Source organism: Mycobacterium vicinigordonae (assembly GCF_013466425.1).
Lineage (GTDB): Bacteria > Actinomycetota > Actinomycetes > Mycobacteriales > Mycobacteriaceae > Mycobacterium > Mycobacterium vicinigordonae.
In genome coordinates this window covers 3,560,624-3,576,327 of the sequence record NZ_CP059165.1, presented here as the reverse complement: position 1 = coordinate 3,576,327, position 15,704 = coordinate 3,560,624, and the positions used below count along the sequence as shown (strand labels likewise).

Below are 15,704 nucleotides of genomic sequence, written 5' to 3'. Positions count from 1 at the left end.
CGCACCGGGTGTCTCGTAGTATCAGTCTCGTGGTGAGACACGGGATCCTGGTGGCGATCGACGGTTCGGCGGAATCCGACGCGGCCGTGGTCTGGGGGGCCCGCGAGGCCGCAATGCGGCACGGACGCCTGACTTTGATGCACGCGGTCGCCCCGGTCGTCGTGGGCTGGCCGGTGGGTCAGCTCTACCCGGAAATGCCGGAGTGGCAGAAGGACAACGCCGACCACGTCGTCGCGCACGCCCGCCACACGGTGTCCGAGAGCGGTGCCGCACCGGCTGAGGTTCACGTCGAGATGCCGTATGCCAATGCCGTTCCTGCTCTGATCGAGGCTTCCAAACAGGCCGACATGGTGGTGGTCGGCAGTCAGGGGATGGGTGCGCTGGGCCGCATGTTGCTGGGATCGGTCAGCTCTGCGTTGATTCAGCATGCGCACTGCCCGGTCGCGGTGATTCGGGGAGGTGAGGGCGCGGTCGTTCCCGATGCCGACGCGCCCGTGCTGGTAGGTATCGACGGGTCACCGGCATCGGAGGCCGCGACGGCTTTGGCGTTCGAGGAGGCTTCGCGCAGAGGCGTCGGGCTGGTCGCTCTGCACGCTTGGAGTGACGTCGGAGTATTTCCGGCGTTGGGCATGGACTGGCACGACCGGGAGAACGAGGGGCAAGAAGTGCTGGCTGAGCGCCTGGCAGGTTTGCAGGAGCAATACCCGGACGTCCAAGTGCAGCGATCGCTGGTCTGCGACACCCCGGCGAAGTGGCTACTGGAAGCGGCCGAGCGGGCACAGCTTGTCGTGGTGGGCAGTCGCGGCCGGGGCGGATTCCCCGGCTTGCTGCTGGGTTCGGTCAGCTCTGCGGTGGTTCATTCGGCACAGATCCCGGTGATCGTGGCGGGCTCGTAGGTTCGGGTCTTTGGTCCTCACCATCAGTGGCCTTTCGACCGGCGCGGTGCTGACCAGCGCTGAATATCGTGACACTATGACTTGATCGCCAAGGAATGTCTGGACGTCGCGATGCCGACCACTCTCACGTAACCGAAGGGACGACGAAATGACCTCAGCGGCAACCGGAGTCGACAAAAAGTACGGCGTCGTTGTGGCTGCGGACGGCTCTCCCGCGGCCAAAGCCGCCATAGTCTGGGCCGCCCGGGACGCGGTGCTGCGAAACATCGGTCTGACAGTGGTCCACGTCGTCAATACTGATGTGGCCACGTGGCCGCCGATGCCCTATCCGGACACCTGGGCGGCATGGCAGGAAGACGGCGGACGCAAGATCCTCGACGAGGCCGTCCAGGTCGCCAAGGAGGCTGTCCCGGACGGCGAGCTCACCATCAAGAGCGAGTTGGTGTTCGCGCCCCCGGTGTCCACCATGCTCGAAATATCAAAGAATGCCGAGATTTTGGTGGTAGGTTCGTCGGGCCGGGGTGCGGTGGCTCGGCTGCTGCTCGGCTCGGTGAGCTCCAGCGTGGTGCGTCACGCGCACTGCCCGGTCGCCGTCATCCACGACGAAGACCCCTTGATGCCAAATCCACAGGGCGCCCCGGTGTTGGTCGGTATCGACGGATCACCCGCGTCGGAGGCCGCTACCGCGATCGCCTTCGACCAGGCGTCGCGCCGCGGCGTCGAGTTGATCGCATTGCACGCGTGGAGTGACCGCGAGGTGGTCGAGTTGCCCGGCTTGGACTGGTCGAAGGTCAAGGCCGAGGCCGAGATCAGCCTCGCCGAACGGCTCGCCGGCTGGCAGGAGCGCTACCCGGACGTAACCGTATGTCGCGTAGTTGTGTGCGACCGTCCGGCGCGTCAGCTCATCGCGCGGTCGGAGTCAGCTCAACTGGTAGTTGTGGGTAGCCACGGGCGGGGCGCGTTGGCCGGCGCCGTGTTGGGTTCGGTGAGCAATGCTGTAGTGCACTCGGCGCGGATGCCGGTGATCGTCGCGCGGGGATGATCTCGGGTTGAGATGCGATCGAGTGGGAAATCACTGTCGCATGGCTGAATTCAGAGTTATCGATCCACACGGCGAAGTCGTCGCGACCAAAGACATTGAAAGCGCCGACGACGCCCATGCCTGGTTCGTCGACTCAGTTGCGGACAATTCCGAGCTGGGATGGCGGCTGGAAGTAAACCACGATGGCGAGTGGTCGTTCTTTGACGACACCGAGGGAGCTTCGGAGTGAGGTCAGCCTCGCCCTAACGAGGTCATGCTGGGCCGCTCTCGGTATGGGCGACGGTCGCGGGAATGGTTACCGCCGCGGCCGTCGCCCATACCCCTCGGTTGATCAAGCGTCTATGACTTGGCGCTTCACCTCCTTCTCGTCGACGGCGTGATGACCGTTGCTGCGGCCTACGGCAATCTTGCGCGGCTTGGCCTTCTCAGCCACTGGGATGCGTAGGCGCAGCACGCCTTCGTCGTAGCTGGCTTCGATCTTTTCGGTGTCGAGGTTTTCGCCGAGGACGAGCTGGCGGCTGAATACCCCGCGGGGGCGCTCGGAGGCGAGCATTTCACGGTTGGGGTCGACGCCTCGACGTTCGGCGCGCACGGTAACGACGTTGCGTTCGATGTCGATGTCCAGCGAGTCGGCGTCGATTCCGGGAAGGTCGAACTCGACCACGAATTCTTCGCCTTCACGCCATGCGTCCATTGGCATCACTGCTGGTCGGGCCGCTGTCCCCAGGGCCTGCTGGGCGAAGCGGTCCAGTTCGCGGAACGGGTCGGTGCGCATCAGCATGGCAGTCTCCTCTTACTCCAATCTGCAATCCAGTTGTGGCATTTATCTGTTGCTCACAGCATAGATTTTATATAGCACTCTCGATAGGTGAAGGCAAGTGTGGTAAATAGGTTTTGTGTAAGAGCAGCCAAGGGGGTACTAGATGGCCGAACGTTCTGACGACAGCGGAGCCCCGGCACCAGACCATGGCGTGTACGGGATATCCGTTGCGGCAGAACTATCGGGCGTCGCGGTGCAGTCGCTGCGCCTATATGAGCGCCACGGATTGCTGACCCCCGCACGCAGTGACGGCGGGACGCGCCGCTACAGCGCAGCCGACCTGGCGCGCCTGCAGCGCATCAGCGCACTGATCGACGCCGGGGTCAATCTGGCTGGAATCGCGCGCATCCTGAGCTTGGAGGATGACAACGCCGAACTGTCGGCCGCCAACACCGATTTACGATCGGCTAACCGCTCGTTACGCGTTGCCGCCAAGAACGGGCGACGTGCTGCAACGCAGTCAACGGACCCCGACGACACCTGAGAGCGGTGTGCCCGGCACTCGCCTATGGCGAAATAATCCGCACTCCAATGTGTTTCGATTCAAGCCACTACCCGGAAGCGGTGGACGGCCGGGTCGGCAGGATCGGGAAGGGTCATACCTGCTGACACCCCGGAGCGCAGATAATCAATGATTGCCTCGTTGAGGAGCTCGCCGGGGACGACGGCAGGAATGCCGGGCGGGTACGGGGTGATTTGCTCAGCGGCGACCCGGCCGGCGGCCTTCTCGGCCGGAACCATCTCGGTGGGGCCAAAGAAGGCATCCCGGGGTAGCTGCACGGTCTGAAGTTGCAGCTCGGTGGGCGACGGCAGCTGGATCGCCGGTGGCCGCTCAAAGTCGCTGGCCGCCGCACGCCACTGGGTCATCGCGGTCACGAGTCGGTCGGCGGTCTGCTTGTCATCGGCGAATGACATGGTGGCCAAAATGCGGCGATGGTCGCTGAGCCCCAGGTCTATTCGGCAGTTTTCCCGCAGCCAGTCCGACGCTTGGTATCCGGTGGTTCCCGTTGCGGAGATGTCCATCAACACCTGGGTGATGTCGAGGTCACGAGATGCTTCTTCGCCAAGCAGCTCGTCGTGCAGGACGACCACGTCCGGTATCTCGGCGAGCCGGGCGCGCAACTCGCTGACCAAGGCCAGTTCTGTGGCGAGCAGCTCGCGGCCTCGCTCGACCATCTGCCGTCGCCAACCATCAAGTGCCGCATACACCATCACGTTCGGACTGGTCGTCATCAGCAGGTCCGCGCAGGACGACAGCCGGTCGGGATCCACTAAGTCGCCTTGCAGATGGAAAACCGATCCCTGCTCAAAACCCGCACCCATCTTGTGCACGCTGACCACGCAGATATCCGCTCCCGCATCCATCGCCCAGGTCGGCAGGTCCTCATGAAATGGCAGATGCGCGCCCCAGGCCTCGTCGACGATCAACGGCTTGTTTCGTTGATGGCAGGCCTCGGCGATCCCCGCGATGTCTGCGCAGGTGCCGTACGGACTGGGACTGACTATCAGCGCTCCGGCGGCGTCCGGGTACTGCTCCCAGGCTTGTCTCACCTGCTCTGGTGAAGGTGGATGAGAGAAGTGCCGCTCACTGTCCCATCGGGGCGTGATCCATCGTGGTTCGACGCCGGAGAAGATCAACCCCGCCACGATCGATTTGTGGCTATCGCGAGCCACGAGCAAGCCGCCGTCTGAACCCCCAGCCACGGCCAGCATCGCCGCTTTCACCGACAGCGAGCTGCCGCAGGTAGAGAAGAATGCGGCATCGGCGCCGACCGCGTCGGCCATCAATTCCTCTGCCCGCGCGAGATACTTCCCTCGCGACAGCCGGTCGTCGAGGCCCCCCGTGGCCAAGATGTCGTCGCGGAATGGTTCTCTGCCCAAAACCGCCAGCACGCGGGCGTCAGCTCCTGCACCCTGGCGGTGACCGGGCGGGCTGAAACCGTAGCGGTCGCTTTCGTGGTAATCGAGCAGAGCATCCAGCAATGGCGCTTGCGACTGGTCCATGGGCACTCGACTACCCGCGTTTACCGCACGATATGCCGGGTATTTGCCGAGCTATGGTCGACCAGTCGCGGGTTTCGCTGCACGCCGTCGGATTGGTGTGCAGCCTCAAACCCAGCCCTGCTCCCTCCAGTAGCGCGTTGATCGCCGAGCACGTCGTAGCCGACCTCGGCAGCGCCGGCGCGCAGTCGGAATTGCTGCGCTGCGTCGACTACAACATTCTGCCGGGTGTGGAGGCCGACATGGGTCCCGGCGACGAGTGGCCGGAGATCCGCGAAAAGTTACTGGAGGCAGACATTGTGTTGCTCAGCACCCCGGTCTGGCTCGGCCATCCGGCCAGCGTGACCCAACGGGTGCTGGAGCGCCTCGACGCCGAACTGTCCAACACAGATGACCAGGGCACACCGGCGATGGTCGGCAAGGTCGCGATCGTGAGTGTGGTCGGCAATGAGGACGGGGCACACAAAGTGGTCGCCGACGTGTTCCAGGCCCTCAACGACATCGGATTCAGCATTCCCGCGCAGGGCTGTACCTACTGGAACGGCGCGGCGATGGAGAGCACTGACTACAACGACCTCGACGAGGTGCCCGCACCGGTAGCGTCGGCGACCGCCGCCGCGGCGCGCAACGCCGCCCACCTTGCACGAACGCTGAAAGAGCGGAAATACCCACCGTATTCCGATGATTCGCAAAGCTGAGGTGGCCACATGCCGAAGACAACCAAGAGCGGTGCCGCGAAGAAAGATGAACTGCCGGGCACGCTGAAGCGTTCCAGCGCAAAGGCGCAACGCACCTTCGCCAAGGCTCACGACGCCGCCGCCGAGCAGTACGGCAGCGAGGAGCGCGCACACCGCGTCGCCTTCGCCGCTGTCAAGCACAGCTACGAAAAGGTCGGCGACCATTGGGAAGCCAAAGACGAGAAAGGCCCGTCAGACAAGCGTGCCGAACGTGGCGGGCTGAACAATCCCGTTCCGTCGGCCGAGGGCGTCGACGCCAACGCCAGCAAGAAGCACTTGCAAGATGTGGCCCGCCGCCTCGACGTCCGCGGTCGGTCTACCATGACCAAAGCCGAACTCGTCGAAGCCATCAAGAAGCAAAATCGGCGTGCCCAAAAACGATGAGATCAAAGACGCCCGGGGCGCGGAGCGCTACCTGCCGCCGCGTCGCGATCTAACATCGTTGCGAAGGGCGGCGAGCCGTTGCCGTGGTTGCGCACTTCACCAGGAGGCCAGTCAAACGGTCTTCGGACGCGGGAAGATCGGCGTCCCGCTGCTGTTGGTGGGCGAGCAGCCCGGAGATCGGGAGATGAGGAGGGACAGCCTTTCGTCGGTCCGGCTGGACGGCTGCTTCAGCGCGCACTAGCCGACGCCGACGTCGAGACCTCGCTGACCTACCAGACCAATGCGGTCAAGCACTTCAAATTCAAGCGCGTCGGCAAGCGACGAATCCACCAAAGGCCGGGCCGCACTGAAGTGGTCGCCTGTCGGCCATGGTTGATCGCTGAAATCGAGGCGGTGCGACCACATGTCGTGCTGTGCCTGGGAGCCGCCGCGGCACAGTCCCTGCTGGGCAGCACTTTTCGGGTTACTGCTCATCGCGGTGAAGTATTGCAGGCGCCCGCTACGCTCGGACTGCAACTTCAGCCTGACCCGGTGGTGATGGCGACCGTACATCCGTCAGCTCTCCTGCGCGACCGAAGTGAGCGCCGGCAAGCGAATTATCAGTCCTTCGTCGATGACCTGCGGCGAGCGTCGGCCGAGAGCCGCCGGATGTTTCAGGGCGCACATCATGGGTAGCCGAACCGAATGAGTCTGGGCAACGACCAATCGACGGAGATAGTCAGCGAAAGCGCGACCCAGCCGTCAGACGAGCGTGGGCGAGTTCGACGCGGTGTGGTCAATTGGGTGCTGGCATTGCTGACCATTCCTGCGGCGGCGCTCATCATGATTTTCGCCGTCGGGGCGGCAATGAGTATGGCCGCCTGTAGCGCCGCCCAATGCCCAAACACCGGCCCTGGCGGGCTGTTATATGGCGTGCTGCTCTACGGTGCGCCGGTGGTGGCGGGTATCACGATAATTGCCTCGTTTTTCACCGCCTTCCGACGTCGTGGCTTCGTGGTCCCGCTAGCGGGTTTGGCTTTGCTGCTCATCGACTTTGCGGCGATCGCGATTGTGTTCTGACCACCTTGTCCAGCAAGAACTTTCGGTCCGCAGTCTTGTTCGACATCGACGGCACGCTGGTCGACTCCAACTATCTGCACATCGATGCATGGCAGCGTGCCTTCGCCGAAGTCGGGATCGGAGTCGAGGCATGGCGAATCCACCGTAGTATCGGGATGGACGGTTCCACGCTCGTCAAGACATTGTCTGACAATGCGCCAGAGCAAACGCAGAAGCGCCTCAAAGATCTGCATTCCCAGCACTATCATGAGGTCGCGGAGTTGTTGGAGCCGTTGCCGGGTGCACGCCAATTGCTACAGCGGGTGGCCGAGATGGGCTTGGGCGTGGTTCTGGCGACCTCAGCACCGGAAGACGAATTGGCGTTGCTGCGCAAGGTTCTCGATCGCGACCGCCTGGTGGCCGCAGTCACGTCATCGGCCGACGTCGATACCGCCAAGCCGCAGCCAGACATCATTCAGGTCGCCCTAGCGCGGGCCGGTGTGACTGCCGAACGGGCGGTCTTCGTCGGCGACGCAATTTGGGATGCCGAAGCATGTGTGCGCGCAGATGTCGCGTGCATTGGGGTTCTCAGCGGCGGTGTGTCGCGCGGGGAACTGAAAGAGGCTGGCGCTGTGCAAGTATTCGAGAACGCTGTCGACTTGCTCAAGCACATCGACGACACCCCGATCGCACGTCTATCGCACGTCTAGAGCGGCGAAAAAATAACCGGCAGCAGGCGAATGGGCCCAATCCTTCGGGATTGGGCCCATTGTCGCGTCTGATTACTGATTGGCCTTTTGACGCTGCTCGGCTGCCTCGGCACCACCGCGAGCGGCTTCTGCCTCAGCTTCCTTCTTGGCGGCATCGCGCTGCGCGTCGGCCTTGTCCTGCTGGGCCTGGCCCTCGCGCTTGACGTCGTCACGGCCGGTCACGGCGCCGATGACTTCCTTCGCCTTGCCTTTGACGCCTTCGACGACGCCCTCGATGCCTTCCTGGGGGCCGCTCTTCTCGGCCATGGGTTCCTCCTGCATGCTTGCTCGCTTACATGGCGACTTCACGCTGCTGCTCTTGCTTGATTGCGCTCAGCCAACAGGGGCCGGACCGCGCGCGTTCTGCTACACGCCTGATCCATTTCCCCCCGCGACAACAGGGTTTCCGAAGGGCAGGACACTCAAACCTGTGGGCTGTGTCACCGCGAGCGATGGTGTGGCCTGAACTCTTGCGCCTTGATTTTGACGCCCTCCCGTATGACGCCTAAAGCGTCCTCGTCGCCTCGAAGGACGGCGCTGGCGGCATTCTTCATCTGCTCGAAGGTTGCGTGTGGCGGCACGGGCGGAATGTCGGCGTCGCAATGCACGTCCAGCACCGTCGGCCGGTCAGCTTGTAGTGCGCGTTCCCAGGCCGGTGCAATCAGGTCGGGGTCGGTGAGGGTGGCGTGACCCAAGCCCAGCGTGCCGGCGAACCCGGCATAGTCGACGTCGGGAAGTGTTTGCGATTGCGGGAACTTCGGTGCTCCACCCATGGCCCGCATCTCCCAGGTCACCTGGTTGAGGTCATTGTTGTGCAGCACCGCGACGACCAGCCGCGGGTCGGCCCACTGCCGCCAGTAGTGCGCGATCGTGATCAGCTCGGCCAACCCATTCATCTGCATCGCGCCGTCACCGGCGAAGGCGATGATCGGCCGGTCGGATTGCGCGAACTTCGCGCCAATGGCGTACGGGACCGCGCACCCCATAGTCGCCAGAGTGCCCGACAGCGACCCGCGAATGTTGCCGCGGAATTTCAGTTGCCTCGCATACCAATTGGCCGCCGAGCCCGAGTCCGCGGTAACGATAGCGTTGTCGGGTAGCCGCGGCGAAAGTTCGGCAAACAGCCGCATGGGGTTGATCGGATCGGCGGACACGTCGGCCTCCATCGCCATGGTTTCCCACCACCGCACCACATTGCGTTCGATCGTGTCGCGCCATGACCGGTCGGATTTGCGTTGCAGCAGTGGTAATAACGCGCGCACGGATGTGGCGGCGTCGCCCACCAGATTCACCTCATTCGGATAACGCATCCCGATCAGATTGGGATCGATGTCGATCTGCACACCGCGAGCATTGCCGTAGGGCGGCAAGAATTGTGAGTAGGGGAAGCTGGACCCAATCGTCAGTAGGGTGTCGCAGTCACGCATCATCTCGTAGCTGGGTCGCGTCCCGAGCAATCCAATCGACCCTGTGACCCAAGGCAATTCATCGGACAGCACATCCTTGCCCAGTAGCGCTTTGGCAACCCCGGCTCCCAGCGCGTCGGCGAGTTCGGTAACCTCCGCTCTAGCACCGCGTGCGCCGCTACCGACCAATATGGCGACCCGTTCGCCGGCATTGAGCACCTCGGCGGCCTGGCGCAAGCCGTCGGGAGACGGCTCGACCACGGGCCGCTCGAACCCGAGACTGGATGGCACCATCTTGAACTCGTGCGCCGGCGACGAGTACTTCAGCTCTTGTACATCGGCGGGTATGACGATGGCGGTCGGCGCCCGTCGGGTCAGCGCGGTTCGGATCGCGCGGTCCACTACGTTGGGCAACTGTTCTGGCACGGTGACCATTTGGAGGTAGTCGCTGGCGACATCCTTGTACAGGCTCAATAGGTCGACTTCCTGCTGATACGCGCCGCCCATCGCGCTGCGATCTGTCTGCCCCAGTATTGCTAGCACCGGAACGCGGTCCAGCTTGGCGTCGTAGAGCCCGTTGAGAAGGTGGATCGCTCCCGGGCCGGAGGTTGCTGCACAAATTCCAAGCCGACCCGAGAATTTCGCGTAGCCGACCGCCTCGAAAGCAGCCATTTCCTCGTGCCGGGGCTGGATGAACGTAGGTCTGTTTCCGGCGCGGCCCCACGCCGCGAGCAGACCGTTGATCCCGTCGCCGGGGTAGGCGAAGACCGTGTCGACGTTCCAGTCACGTAGTCGCTGGAGCAGAAAGTCGCCCACTTCTTGCGTCGCCATCGCAGATCCTTCCGTGGTGCGTTTGGTGTATCGGTCGCGATTACCCGTTCGGTGGCGATGTAGACGTAGGTGTTTGACCAGGCAGATAACGGGAATCCGACTGCGTTGAGCGACAGGAGTTACCGAAGATGTCAGTGCGGACGATGTGCGGAGCCGTCTCTAAGATGGTGGCTTTCCTGCGTGCCGGGTATCCGCGAGGCTTACGGGCTACCGATACCTTCCCGGTCCTGGCGGTCCTGCCACGTCGACTGGAAGCATCGGCGTACGACGTCAACATCGCGGCCCGCCCGGAGCACGGTACGGTCGGGCCGAATTAGGGCGGCTTGTGCCCGGCCCCGGTGTAGCCACTCGGCCAGTTGACCGCTGGCGCGTACATGTCTGATGTCGTGCCGATGTAGCAGCCGCGCCTCGTTGTCGGCCAACGGCTTTCGGGTGATGAAAGCAAACCCTGGACCGGCCAGATCATCAAACCGTTTGCCGTCGATCAGCAACGCATTGGGACACAGCGTTCCGGCGAGTTGTCCGGGTCGACGCGATTTGTGGATGAGCGCAGAGCGATTCAGTGCGGGGGTGGCGGAGTCAACGACTTTCTCCCGTAGCCCGGGAATGAGCGGTAGTCTCGGCAGCACCACGCGGCGCACCACATCGCCGAGTCGGCCGCCGCCGGTCATCGCATATCCGACACCGAGTGCCAGCCGGATCAGCTTCCGGGCGTGTGGTTTACGCTCTTGCTCATAGCTTTCGAGCGCTGCCGCGGACAGTCGCCGCTGGTGGACCCCGGCGATCTTCCAGCTCAAATTCATCGCGTCGCGCAACCCGGCGCCCATGCCTTGGCCGATGAAGGGGGGAGTGAGGTGTGCCGCGTCACCGAGAATAAAGACATTGCCGCGCCGCCACTTATCGGCGATCTGGGCGCGGAATGTGTACTCGGCGACCCGCAGTAGTGCCAAGTCCCGGTTTGGGACGCTGCGGGTCCACGCGGCGATGAGCGGATGCAGTGCGGCCAAGGTGCCGAAGTCCTTAGCCTTTTCGCCTGGCAGCAGGCGAAATTCCCAGCGATAGCGGGACTCTCCGATCCGCATGTAGGTGCCGGCCCGCGCCGGATCGCAGAGTTGGTGCACGCCGTCCCACTGCTTCAGGTCGGCATCTGTGGCGACATCAACCACCAGCCAGCGTTGTTGGAACCGCAGATCCCGCATGGTGGTATCGATATGGGCCCGCACCAGACTGTTCGCACCGTCACAACCCAGCACGTACTCGGCGTCGACGTGGTGAACTCGCCCGTCGGAGCGGTCGGTGAAGGTGACCTGGACCCGGTCGCTGTGTTCGCTGATGTGGGTGACATCCGCGTTACCTCGCAACTCAGCTTCCGGGTAGCGGGCAAGATTCGCCCGAAGTAGGGTCTCCAGCTCGGGCTGGTCGAACATGTTCGCCTGCGGGTAGCCGTGAGCGCTGCGGGCGGTGTCGCGATGGAATTCAGCCAACACGCGAAAACGCTTGTTCAGCAGCCGAAGCCCAAGTGTGGGCCGGGAAATCGCGGCGAACTCGTCGGCGACGCCCAATCGGGCCAAGATACGGTAGATCTCGTCGTCCAGGTGCACTGCGCGCGGTTGCGGGTAGACGCCGGGCCAGCGTTCCAGGACCAGGCTTTCGACGCCGAGCTGCGCCAACAGGGTGGCTGCGGTGATGCCAGTTGGTCCGGCACCCACGATGACGACCGGTACGGTCACGCGTATCGCACCGCGTTGTGCTGAGAGCCGAGGTCGATCGCTCCGTCGGCGGTGGCCACCGAGGCCTCGATGACGTCCCCGTGCTGAAGATATTTCGGATTTCTGGCCTGACGCTTGAAGAAGGTCTTCCATTTCACCGCTGGCGGTAACAGGTTGCCAATGATCTGGATCGGCTTGGGCGGGGCGCTTAGCGCGGTGCCGACCGGGGTGCCGGTCAGCACCAGATCGCCGGGCGCGAGTTCCTGGAACTGGGTGAGCGACTGTAGTGCCTGCAGCGGCCGATAGAGCATGTCTCCTTCGACGAGCGCATTCTGGCGCTGCACGCCGTTGACGCTGAGTTGTAGCCGAAGGTCCCCGAACCTGTTCAACTCATCGGCGTCGAGCAGCACCAGTTTCGGGCCGACCGGCGTAAACGTCGGATACGACTTGGCTTCGTAAAACTGGGTTTGCGGCAATTGAATGTCACGCGCCGACACGTCATTGGTGACGACCAGGCCGGCTATGTATGCGGCAAGGTTCGTGTCCGAGATATTGGTGCCGACCGGGATCGTGCGCCCGATCACCAGTCCGATTTCCACCTCGTAGTCCAGAAGTTGGACGTGTGCGGGTTTGACGATCTCGTCGAACGGTCCGCAAATCGAAGCCGAGGCCTTGCGGAAGAAGGTCAGGGGGATCGATGTGGGGTCCATCCCCGCGTCTTTGACATGCGATTCAAAGTTGGTCATCTGCGCAATTACTCGGCACGGCCGGGTCACCGGCGAGATTAGGTCAAGGGTATCGACGTCGACAACCTCGGAGCCGGCGGCCTCGATCGCGGCCCGGTCGGTCAGCAACTCGGCGGTGGTGGACGCCGACGTGGCGATCTTGGCCGCGCCGGCCGGGGTCTCGACCCACCAGGCTGAGGCGGTATGCAGGATGGAGAGGGTCATGAGGTGGGTACTTTCAGTAGGCCGAACAGGCGGTTGAGGTCGAATTCATTGTCTTGGCGCAGCGCCGAGAGCATCGAAAACAATTCGTGACGAGCAGATTTCGGGTCGGTGCCCAGGAAGTCCCTGGTGGCCGGTGGGCCCCATTGCGCCAGGCCGGACGCGGTAAACGGGGCCCAGCCAGGCTGGAGGGTGTTGTCGAACAAGTCGCCGTCGGTGAAGTGCTCCATGAGGAGACCGTCAGGATCGCGCCAGTAGTCGAATATCTGGCTGCCCTGAATGTGCCGGCCGATACCCCAGGAGCGGAAATAGCCGTGCTCCCTTAGGTATTCGCCACCTGCCGCCAGTGCGTCGAGGTCGCTGACCTGGTAGGCCGAGTGCACGTAGCGGTTGGCCGGACCGAGCGCCAACGCAAGCGTGTGGTGATCGGCGGGTGTGGAGCCGCGATCGCAGCGGATGAAACTCATCGCCGGACCCCGGTCCCGCTGGCCGGGGAAGAACTGGAAGTCGCTGACGATCATCCCGAGGTTGTCCAGATACCAGTTGAGGGTCTGGAGGTACTTTGTGGACTGCAGCACCAGGTGGCCGAGCCGCTGCACGCGCGCGGGGACGCGCGGTGGGCGTTGAGTCGCGTTGGTGCGCTTGAGGTCTGAGCCGAAGTTGAAAGTATGTGCGGTCTGTTCGTACAACGCTGGTAGTTCGTGGACACCGGCGACCACCCGGACCGGCGTTCCGCTGGGGTCGGTCAAGTCGACCGAGATGCCGCCGACTGACTCGGGCAGCGGCCGCACGTTGGTGGCGGCGTGGTCGGCAAGTCGCAGCACGTCGACTTCGTCGCAGGCGCGAAATGCCACGCCGCCAAACCGCGTTTGCTGTCCGCGGCGCACGATGACGCAGGGTGCTCCGAGGTTGGTGCCGCGCAAGGCGATCCGTTCGGGGCTGCGCTGTGCGGTTTGGAAGCCGAAGGCCCGCGCAAACGCTTCGCAGCTGGTCAAGTCCGGCTTCTCGAACTCCAGCCACGCGATGTCGGCGACCTTGATCACCGGATTGCGCGATCGACCCGGGTGCTCGCCGCGCCGCGCGCCCTGCGGGCTGTGCATGCCCTTGTGTGTGCTCATAGGGGCATCCGCCCAGGCGCCGCTCACATCAACCACCGTCTCTCGATCAATAACTGACGAAATCGTCACATAGTGTCTCCCGCGGAGTCAAGCTTTCTGACGAATTCCTCAAATATGCGGCATACTGCTGGAGTGACCACGTCAGATGACGGATCTTCTGGGCTGCAGCGACGCAAAGAACGCACCAGGTCGGCGCTGGTAAAAGCGGCACAGCGCCTGATCGCTGAAGGAAGGGTGAACGTTCCCGTGCTGGAGATCACCCAGGCGGCCGATGTCGGAATGGGGTCGTTCTACAACCACTTCGACAGCAAGGAACAGCTGTTCGAGGCTGCGGTCGCCGATGTGCTCGATGCCCATGGGGCGCTGTTGGACCGCCTGACCGCCGCTATCGACGATCCCGCCGAGACGTTCGCGACCAGTTTCCGGCTCACCGGGCGGCTGCTGCGTCAACGCCCTCAAGAGAGCGAGATTCTGTTGGCCAACGGGACGACGCTGTTGTCGTCCGACCGCGGACTGGCTCCCCGCGCGTTGCGGGACATTAAGGCTGCCGCGGCGGTGGGGCGATTCCGGGTGGACGACCCTAAGCTTGCACTGGCCATTGCTGGCGGCGCATTGCTGGGGCTCGGCGCGCTGCTGCGCGAAGAGCCCGATCGCGACGGGGCCCAGGCTGCCGATGCGGCGACCGAAAGTGTGCTGCGGCTGCTTGGTCTTACCGCACCTGACGCGCACGCCGTTTGCCAGCGGCCACTGCCCGACTTCGCGGCGGACTGAATCGGCTCGGCGAGCGGCGACAGCTCAGGGATGCGACAGCCGGAGCCGCTAAGCGCCGCGGACCACGCGAAGCCGATGCCGGGTGTCCGTTGACCACAACGTGGCGCAGCCCGGGCATTGCAGCTCGAGTCGCGTGGCGCGGTTGCTCAGCAGGTACTGCCAGTGCGAGCCGCAGTTGCGGCTACTGTCGCACTCGGTGCATGCGTTGCCCCAGTTGCAGTTTGGGCACGGCAGCCACGCGCGCCGGGCGGGGTCGGCATGGGGGTCGATGGGGAACACTGACACGGAGGTCGGCCTCTCTAAAGCAGATATAGTTAGGCTAGCCTACCCAAATCATGGTCGCAAGCTCGGTCCTGGCTACCCGGCACCGCTCGTGGAATAGTGCGAGGGACCAGCTCCGCGTGCGAAAGGGCGAAAGGGTCGGCCATGCCCACGATCACCACCAGCGACGGCGTCGAGATTTTCTTCAAAGATTGGGGTACCGGCCAGCCCATCGTGTTCAGTCACGGTTGGCCGCTGTCCTCGGATGACTGGGACACCCAGATGCTTTACTTCCTTGGGCACGGCTACCGGGTGATCGCCCACGACCGGCGTGGCCACGGCCGCTCCTCGCAGGTGGCCGACGGACACGACATGGATCATTACGCCGACGACCTCGCCGCCGTGGTGGAGCACCTCGATCTGCACGACGCCGTGCACATTGGCCATTCCACCGGCGGTGGGGAAGTAGCCCACTATCTGGCTCGGCACGGCGAGTCCCGCGCCGCGAAAGCCGTTCTGATTAGTGCTGTTCCGCCGCTGATGGTCAAGACGGAGGCCAACCCACTCGGCCTGCCGAAAGAAGTCTTCGACGACCTCCAGGCTCAGTTGGCCGCCAACCGCTCCAAGTTCTACCGCGCGCTGCCGTCCGGGCCTTTCTACGGGTTCAATCGTCCCGGCGTCGAATCTTGCGAAGCCGCCATCGCCAACTGGTGGCGCCAGGGAATGATGGGCAGCGCCAAGGCACATTACGAGGGCATCGTTGCCTTTTCCCAAACAGACTTCACCGAGGACCTGACCAAGATCGGTGTGCCGGTGCTGGTGATGCACAGTAAGGACGACCAGATTGTGCCCTATCAGGCCGCCGGGCCGCTGTCGGCGCAATTGTTGCGCAATGGCGTGCTGAAGACTTACCAGGACTTTCCGCACGGCATGATCACTACGCAGGCCGATGTGATCAACGCCGACGTGCTCGATTTTCTGCGAAGTTGAATCT

At 63.6% G+C, this 15,704-nt stretch carries 17 protein-coding genes and 2 pseudogenes; 12 read left to right on the top strand and 7 right to left on the bottom strand.

The annotated features are described in order from the left end of the window. The first annotated feature begins 20 nt into the window (after nucleotides 1-20). The 3 genes from H0P51_RS16175 to H0P51_RS16165 all read left to right on the top strand — a co-directional run bounded on the left by H0P51_RS16175 (nucleotide 21) and on the right by H0P51_RS16165 (nucleotide 2,167). Nucleotides 21-896, top strand: coding sequence for a universal stress protein (locus H0P51_RS16175; protein WP_425489059.1), 876 nt, complete (start codon nucleotides 21-23; stop codon nucleotides 894-896). A 148-nt stretch (nucleotides 897-1,044) separates the two neighbouring features. Further along, nucleotides 1,045-1,938, top strand: coding sequence for a universal stress protein (locus H0P51_RS16170; protein WP_180913814.1), 894 nt, complete (start codon nucleotides 1,045-1,047; stop codon nucleotides 1,936-1,938). 40 nt (nucleotides 1,939-1,978) lie between these two features. Then, nucleotides 1,979-2,167, top strand: coding sequence for a hypothetical protein (locus H0P51_RS16165; RefSeq protein WP_180913813.1), 189 nt, complete (start codon nucleotides 1,979-1,981; stop codon nucleotides 2,165-2,167). A gap of 102 nt (nucleotides 2,168-2,269) precedes the next feature. On the opposite strand, the gene H0P51_RS16160 is transcribed toward H0P51_RS16165, so the two are convergent. Continuing rightward, entirely contained in the window at nucleotides 2,270-2,719 is a 450-nt protein-coding gene (locus H0P51_RS16160; RefSeq protein ID WP_180913812.1) for an Hsp20/alpha crystallin family protein, read from the bottom strand. A gap of 142 nt (nucleotides 2,720-2,861) precedes the next feature. On the opposite strand from H0P51_RS16160, the gene H0P51_RS16155 reads away from it, so the two are divergent. After that, complete coding sequence (locus H0P51_RS16155) at nucleotides 2,862-3,242, top strand: MerR family transcriptional regulator (protein ID WP_180913811.1); 381 nt, start codon at nucleotides 2,862-2,864, stop codon at nucleotides 3,240-3,242. 59 nt (nucleotides 3,243-3,301) lie between these two features. Here H0P51_RS16155 and H0P51_RS16150 read toward each other — a convergent pair whose 3' ends face one another. Next, nucleotides 3,302-4,762 carry an aminotransferase class I/II-fold pyridoxal phosphate-dependent enzyme gene (locus H0P51_RS16150; RefSeq protein WP_180913810.1) on the bottom strand — a complete coding sequence of 487 codons (1,461 nt, stop codon included), beginning with the start codon at nucleotides 4,760-4,762 and terminating at the stop codon, nucleotides 3,302-3,304. A gap of 53 nt (nucleotides 4,763-4,815) precedes the next feature. Between H0P51_RS16150 and H0P51_RS16145 the strand changes: the two genes are divergently transcribed. From H0P51_RS16145 to H0P51_RS16125, 5 genes and pseudogenes are all read left to right on the top strand, one after another. Further along, the gene (locus H0P51_RS16145) at nucleotides 4,816-5,457 is read left to right on the top strand and encodes a flavodoxin family protein (RefSeq protein WP_180913809.1); all 642 of its coding nucleotides are present in this window, start codon (nucleotides 4,816-4,818) and stop codon (nucleotides 5,455-5,457) included. A gap of 9 nt (nucleotides 5,458-5,466) precedes the next feature. After that, nucleotides 5,467-5,880, top strand: coding sequence for a ChaB family protein (locus H0P51_RS16140; RefSeq protein ID WP_180913808.1), 414 nt, complete (start codon nucleotides 5,467-5,469; stop codon nucleotides 5,878-5,880). A gap of 1 nt (nucleotide 5,881) precedes the next feature. Beyond that, nucleotides 5,882-6,555, top strand: a pseudogene (locus H0P51_RS16135) (UdgX family uracil-DNA binding protein). 9 nt (nucleotides 6,556-6,564) lie between these two features. After that, a complete protein-coding gene (locus H0P51_RS16130; protein ID WP_246398007.1) occupies nucleotides 6,565-6,939 on the top strand; it encodes a hypothetical protein in 375 nt (124 codons plus the stop codon). A gap of 5 nt (nucleotides 6,940-6,944) precedes the next feature. Then, nucleotides 6,945-7,628, top strand: coding sequence for an HAD family hydrolase (locus H0P51_RS16125; RefSeq protein WP_180913807.1), 684 nt, complete (start codon nucleotides 6,945-6,947; stop codon nucleotides 7,626-7,628). A gap of 72 nt (nucleotides 7,629-7,700) precedes the next feature. On the opposite strand, the gene mbp1 is transcribed toward H0P51_RS16125, so the two are convergent. Together mbp1 and H0P51_RS16115 are read right to left on the bottom strand one after the other, a co-directional pair. After that, nucleotides 7,701-7,934 (bottom strand): microaggregate-binding protein 1, encoded by a 234-nt coding sequence (mbp1, locus tag H0P51_RS16120; RefSeq protein ID WP_180913806.1) that lies wholly within the window; start codon nucleotides 7,932-7,934, stop codon nucleotides 7,701-7,703. 173 nt (nucleotides 7,935-8,107) lie between these two features. After that, nucleotides 8,108-9,904 (bottom strand): thiamine pyrophosphate-requiring protein, encoded by a 1,797-nt coding sequence (locus tag H0P51_RS16115; RefSeq protein ID WP_180913805.1) that lies wholly within the window; start codon nucleotides 9,902-9,904, stop codon nucleotides 8,108-8,110. A 128-nt stretch (nucleotides 9,905-10,032) separates the two neighbouring features. On the opposite strand from H0P51_RS16115, the pseudogene H0P51_RS29250 reads away from it, so the two are divergent. Beyond that, a pseudogene (locus H0P51_RS29250) lies at nucleotides 10,033-10,113 on the top strand (hypothetical protein); the annotation flags it as partial. On the opposite strand, the gene mhpA reads toward H0P51_RS29250, so the two are convergent. Genes mhpA through H0P51_RS16100 form a run of 3 tightly spaced genes read right to left on the bottom strand, consistent with a single transcriptional unit; the run spans nucleotide 10,105 to nucleotide 13,678 of the window. After that, nucleotides 10,105-11,634, bottom strand: coding sequence for a bifunctional 3-(3-hydroxy-phenyl)propionate/3-hydroxycinnamic acid hydroxylase MhpA (mhpA, locus tag H0P51_RS16110; protein ID WP_246398006.1), 1,530 nt, complete (start codon nucleotides 11,632-11,634; stop codon nucleotides 10,105-10,107). The pseudogene H0P51_RS29250 and the gene mhpA sit on opposite strands and share 9 nt — an antisense overlap. Next, nucleotides 11,631-12,563 (bottom strand): fumarylacetoacetate hydrolase family protein, encoded by a 933-nt coding sequence (locus tag H0P51_RS16105; RefSeq protein WP_246398004.1) that lies wholly within the window; start codon nucleotides 12,561-12,563, stop codon nucleotides 11,631-11,633. The genes mhpA and H0P51_RS16105 overlap by 4 nt, the downstream gene beginning before the upstream one ends. After that, nucleotides 12,560-13,678, bottom strand: coding sequence for a VOC family protein (locus tag H0P51_RS16100; protein ID WP_180913803.1), 1,119 nt, complete (start codon nucleotides 13,676-13,678; stop codon nucleotides 12,560-12,562). Before H0P51_RS16100 ends, H0P51_RS16105 begins: the two co-directional genes overlap by 4 nt. A 114-nt stretch (nucleotides 13,679-13,792) precedes the next feature. Between H0P51_RS16100 and H0P51_RS16095 the strand changes: the two genes are divergently transcribed. Next, nucleotides 13,793-14,449, top strand: a complete 657-nt coding sequence (locus tag H0P51_RS16095) for a TetR/AcrR family transcriptional regulator (RefSeq protein WP_180913802.1) — start codon at nucleotides 13,793-13,795, stop codon at nucleotides 14,447-14,449. A gap of 426 nt (nucleotides 14,450-14,875) precedes the next feature. Continuing rightward, complete coding sequence (locus tag H0P51_RS16090; RefSeq protein ID WP_180913801.1) at nucleotides 14,876-15,700, top strand: alpha/beta fold hydrolase; 825 nt, start codon at nucleotides 14,876-14,878, stop codon at nucleotides 15,698-15,700. The last annotated feature ends 4 nt before the right edge of the window (nucleotides 15,701-15,704 follow it).

Coding starts and splice junctions, on each gene's coding strand:
- H0P51_RS16170 (WP_180913814.1), top strand. CDS start 1,045: ATGACCTCAGCGGCAACCGGAGTCGACAAAAAGTACGGCGTCGTTGTG.
- H0P51_RS16165 (WP_180913813.1), top strand. CDS start 1,979: ATGGCTGAATTCAGAGTTATCGATCCACACGGCGAAGTCGTCGCGACC.
- H0P51_RS16160 (WP_180913812.1), bottom strand. CDS start 2,719: ATGCTGATGCGCACCGACCCGTTCCGCGAACTGGACCGCTTCGCCCAG.
- H0P51_RS16155 (WP_180913811.1), top strand. CDS start 2,862: ATGGCCGAACGTTCTGACGACAGCGGAGCCCCGGCACCAGACCATGGC.
- H0P51_RS16150 (WP_180913810.1), bottom strand. CDS start 4,762: ATGGACCAGTCGCAAGCGCCATTGCTGGATGCTCTGCTCGATTACCAC.
- H0P51_RS16145 (WP_180913809.1), top strand. CDS start 4,816: ATGGTCGACCAGTCGCGGGTTTCGCTGCACGCCGTCGGATTGGTGTGC.
- H0P51_RS16140 (WP_180913808.1), top strand. CDS start 5,467: ATGCCGAAGACAACCAAGAGCGGTGCCGCGAAGAAAGATGAACTGCCG.
- H0P51_RS16130 (WP_246398007.1), top strand. CDS start 6,565: ATGAGTCTGGGCAACGACCAATCGACGGAGATAGTCAGCGAAAGCGCG.
- mbp1 (WP_180913806.1), bottom strand. CDS start 7,934: ATGGCCGAGAAGAGCGGCCCCCAGGAAGGCATCGAGGGCGTCGTCGAA.
- H0P51_RS16115 (WP_180913805.1), bottom strand. CDS start 9,904: ATGGCGACGCAAGAAGTGGGCGACTTTCTGCTCCAGCGACTACGTGAC.
- H0P51_RS16105 (WP_246398004.1), bottom strand. CDS start 12,563: ATGACCCTCTCCATCCTGCATACCGCCTCAGCCTGGTGGGTCGAGACC.
- H0P51_RS16100 (WP_180913803.1), bottom strand. CDS start 13,678: ATGAGCACACACAAGGGCATGCACAGCCCGCAGGGCGCGCGGCGCGGC.
- H0P51_RS16095 (WP_180913802.1), top strand. CDS start 13,793: ATGCGGCATACTGCTGGAGTGACCACGTCAGATGACGGATCTTCTGGG.
- H0P51_RS16090 (WP_180913801.1), top strand. CDS start 14,876: ATGCCCACGATCACCACCAGCGACGGCGTCGAGATTTTCTTCAAAGAT.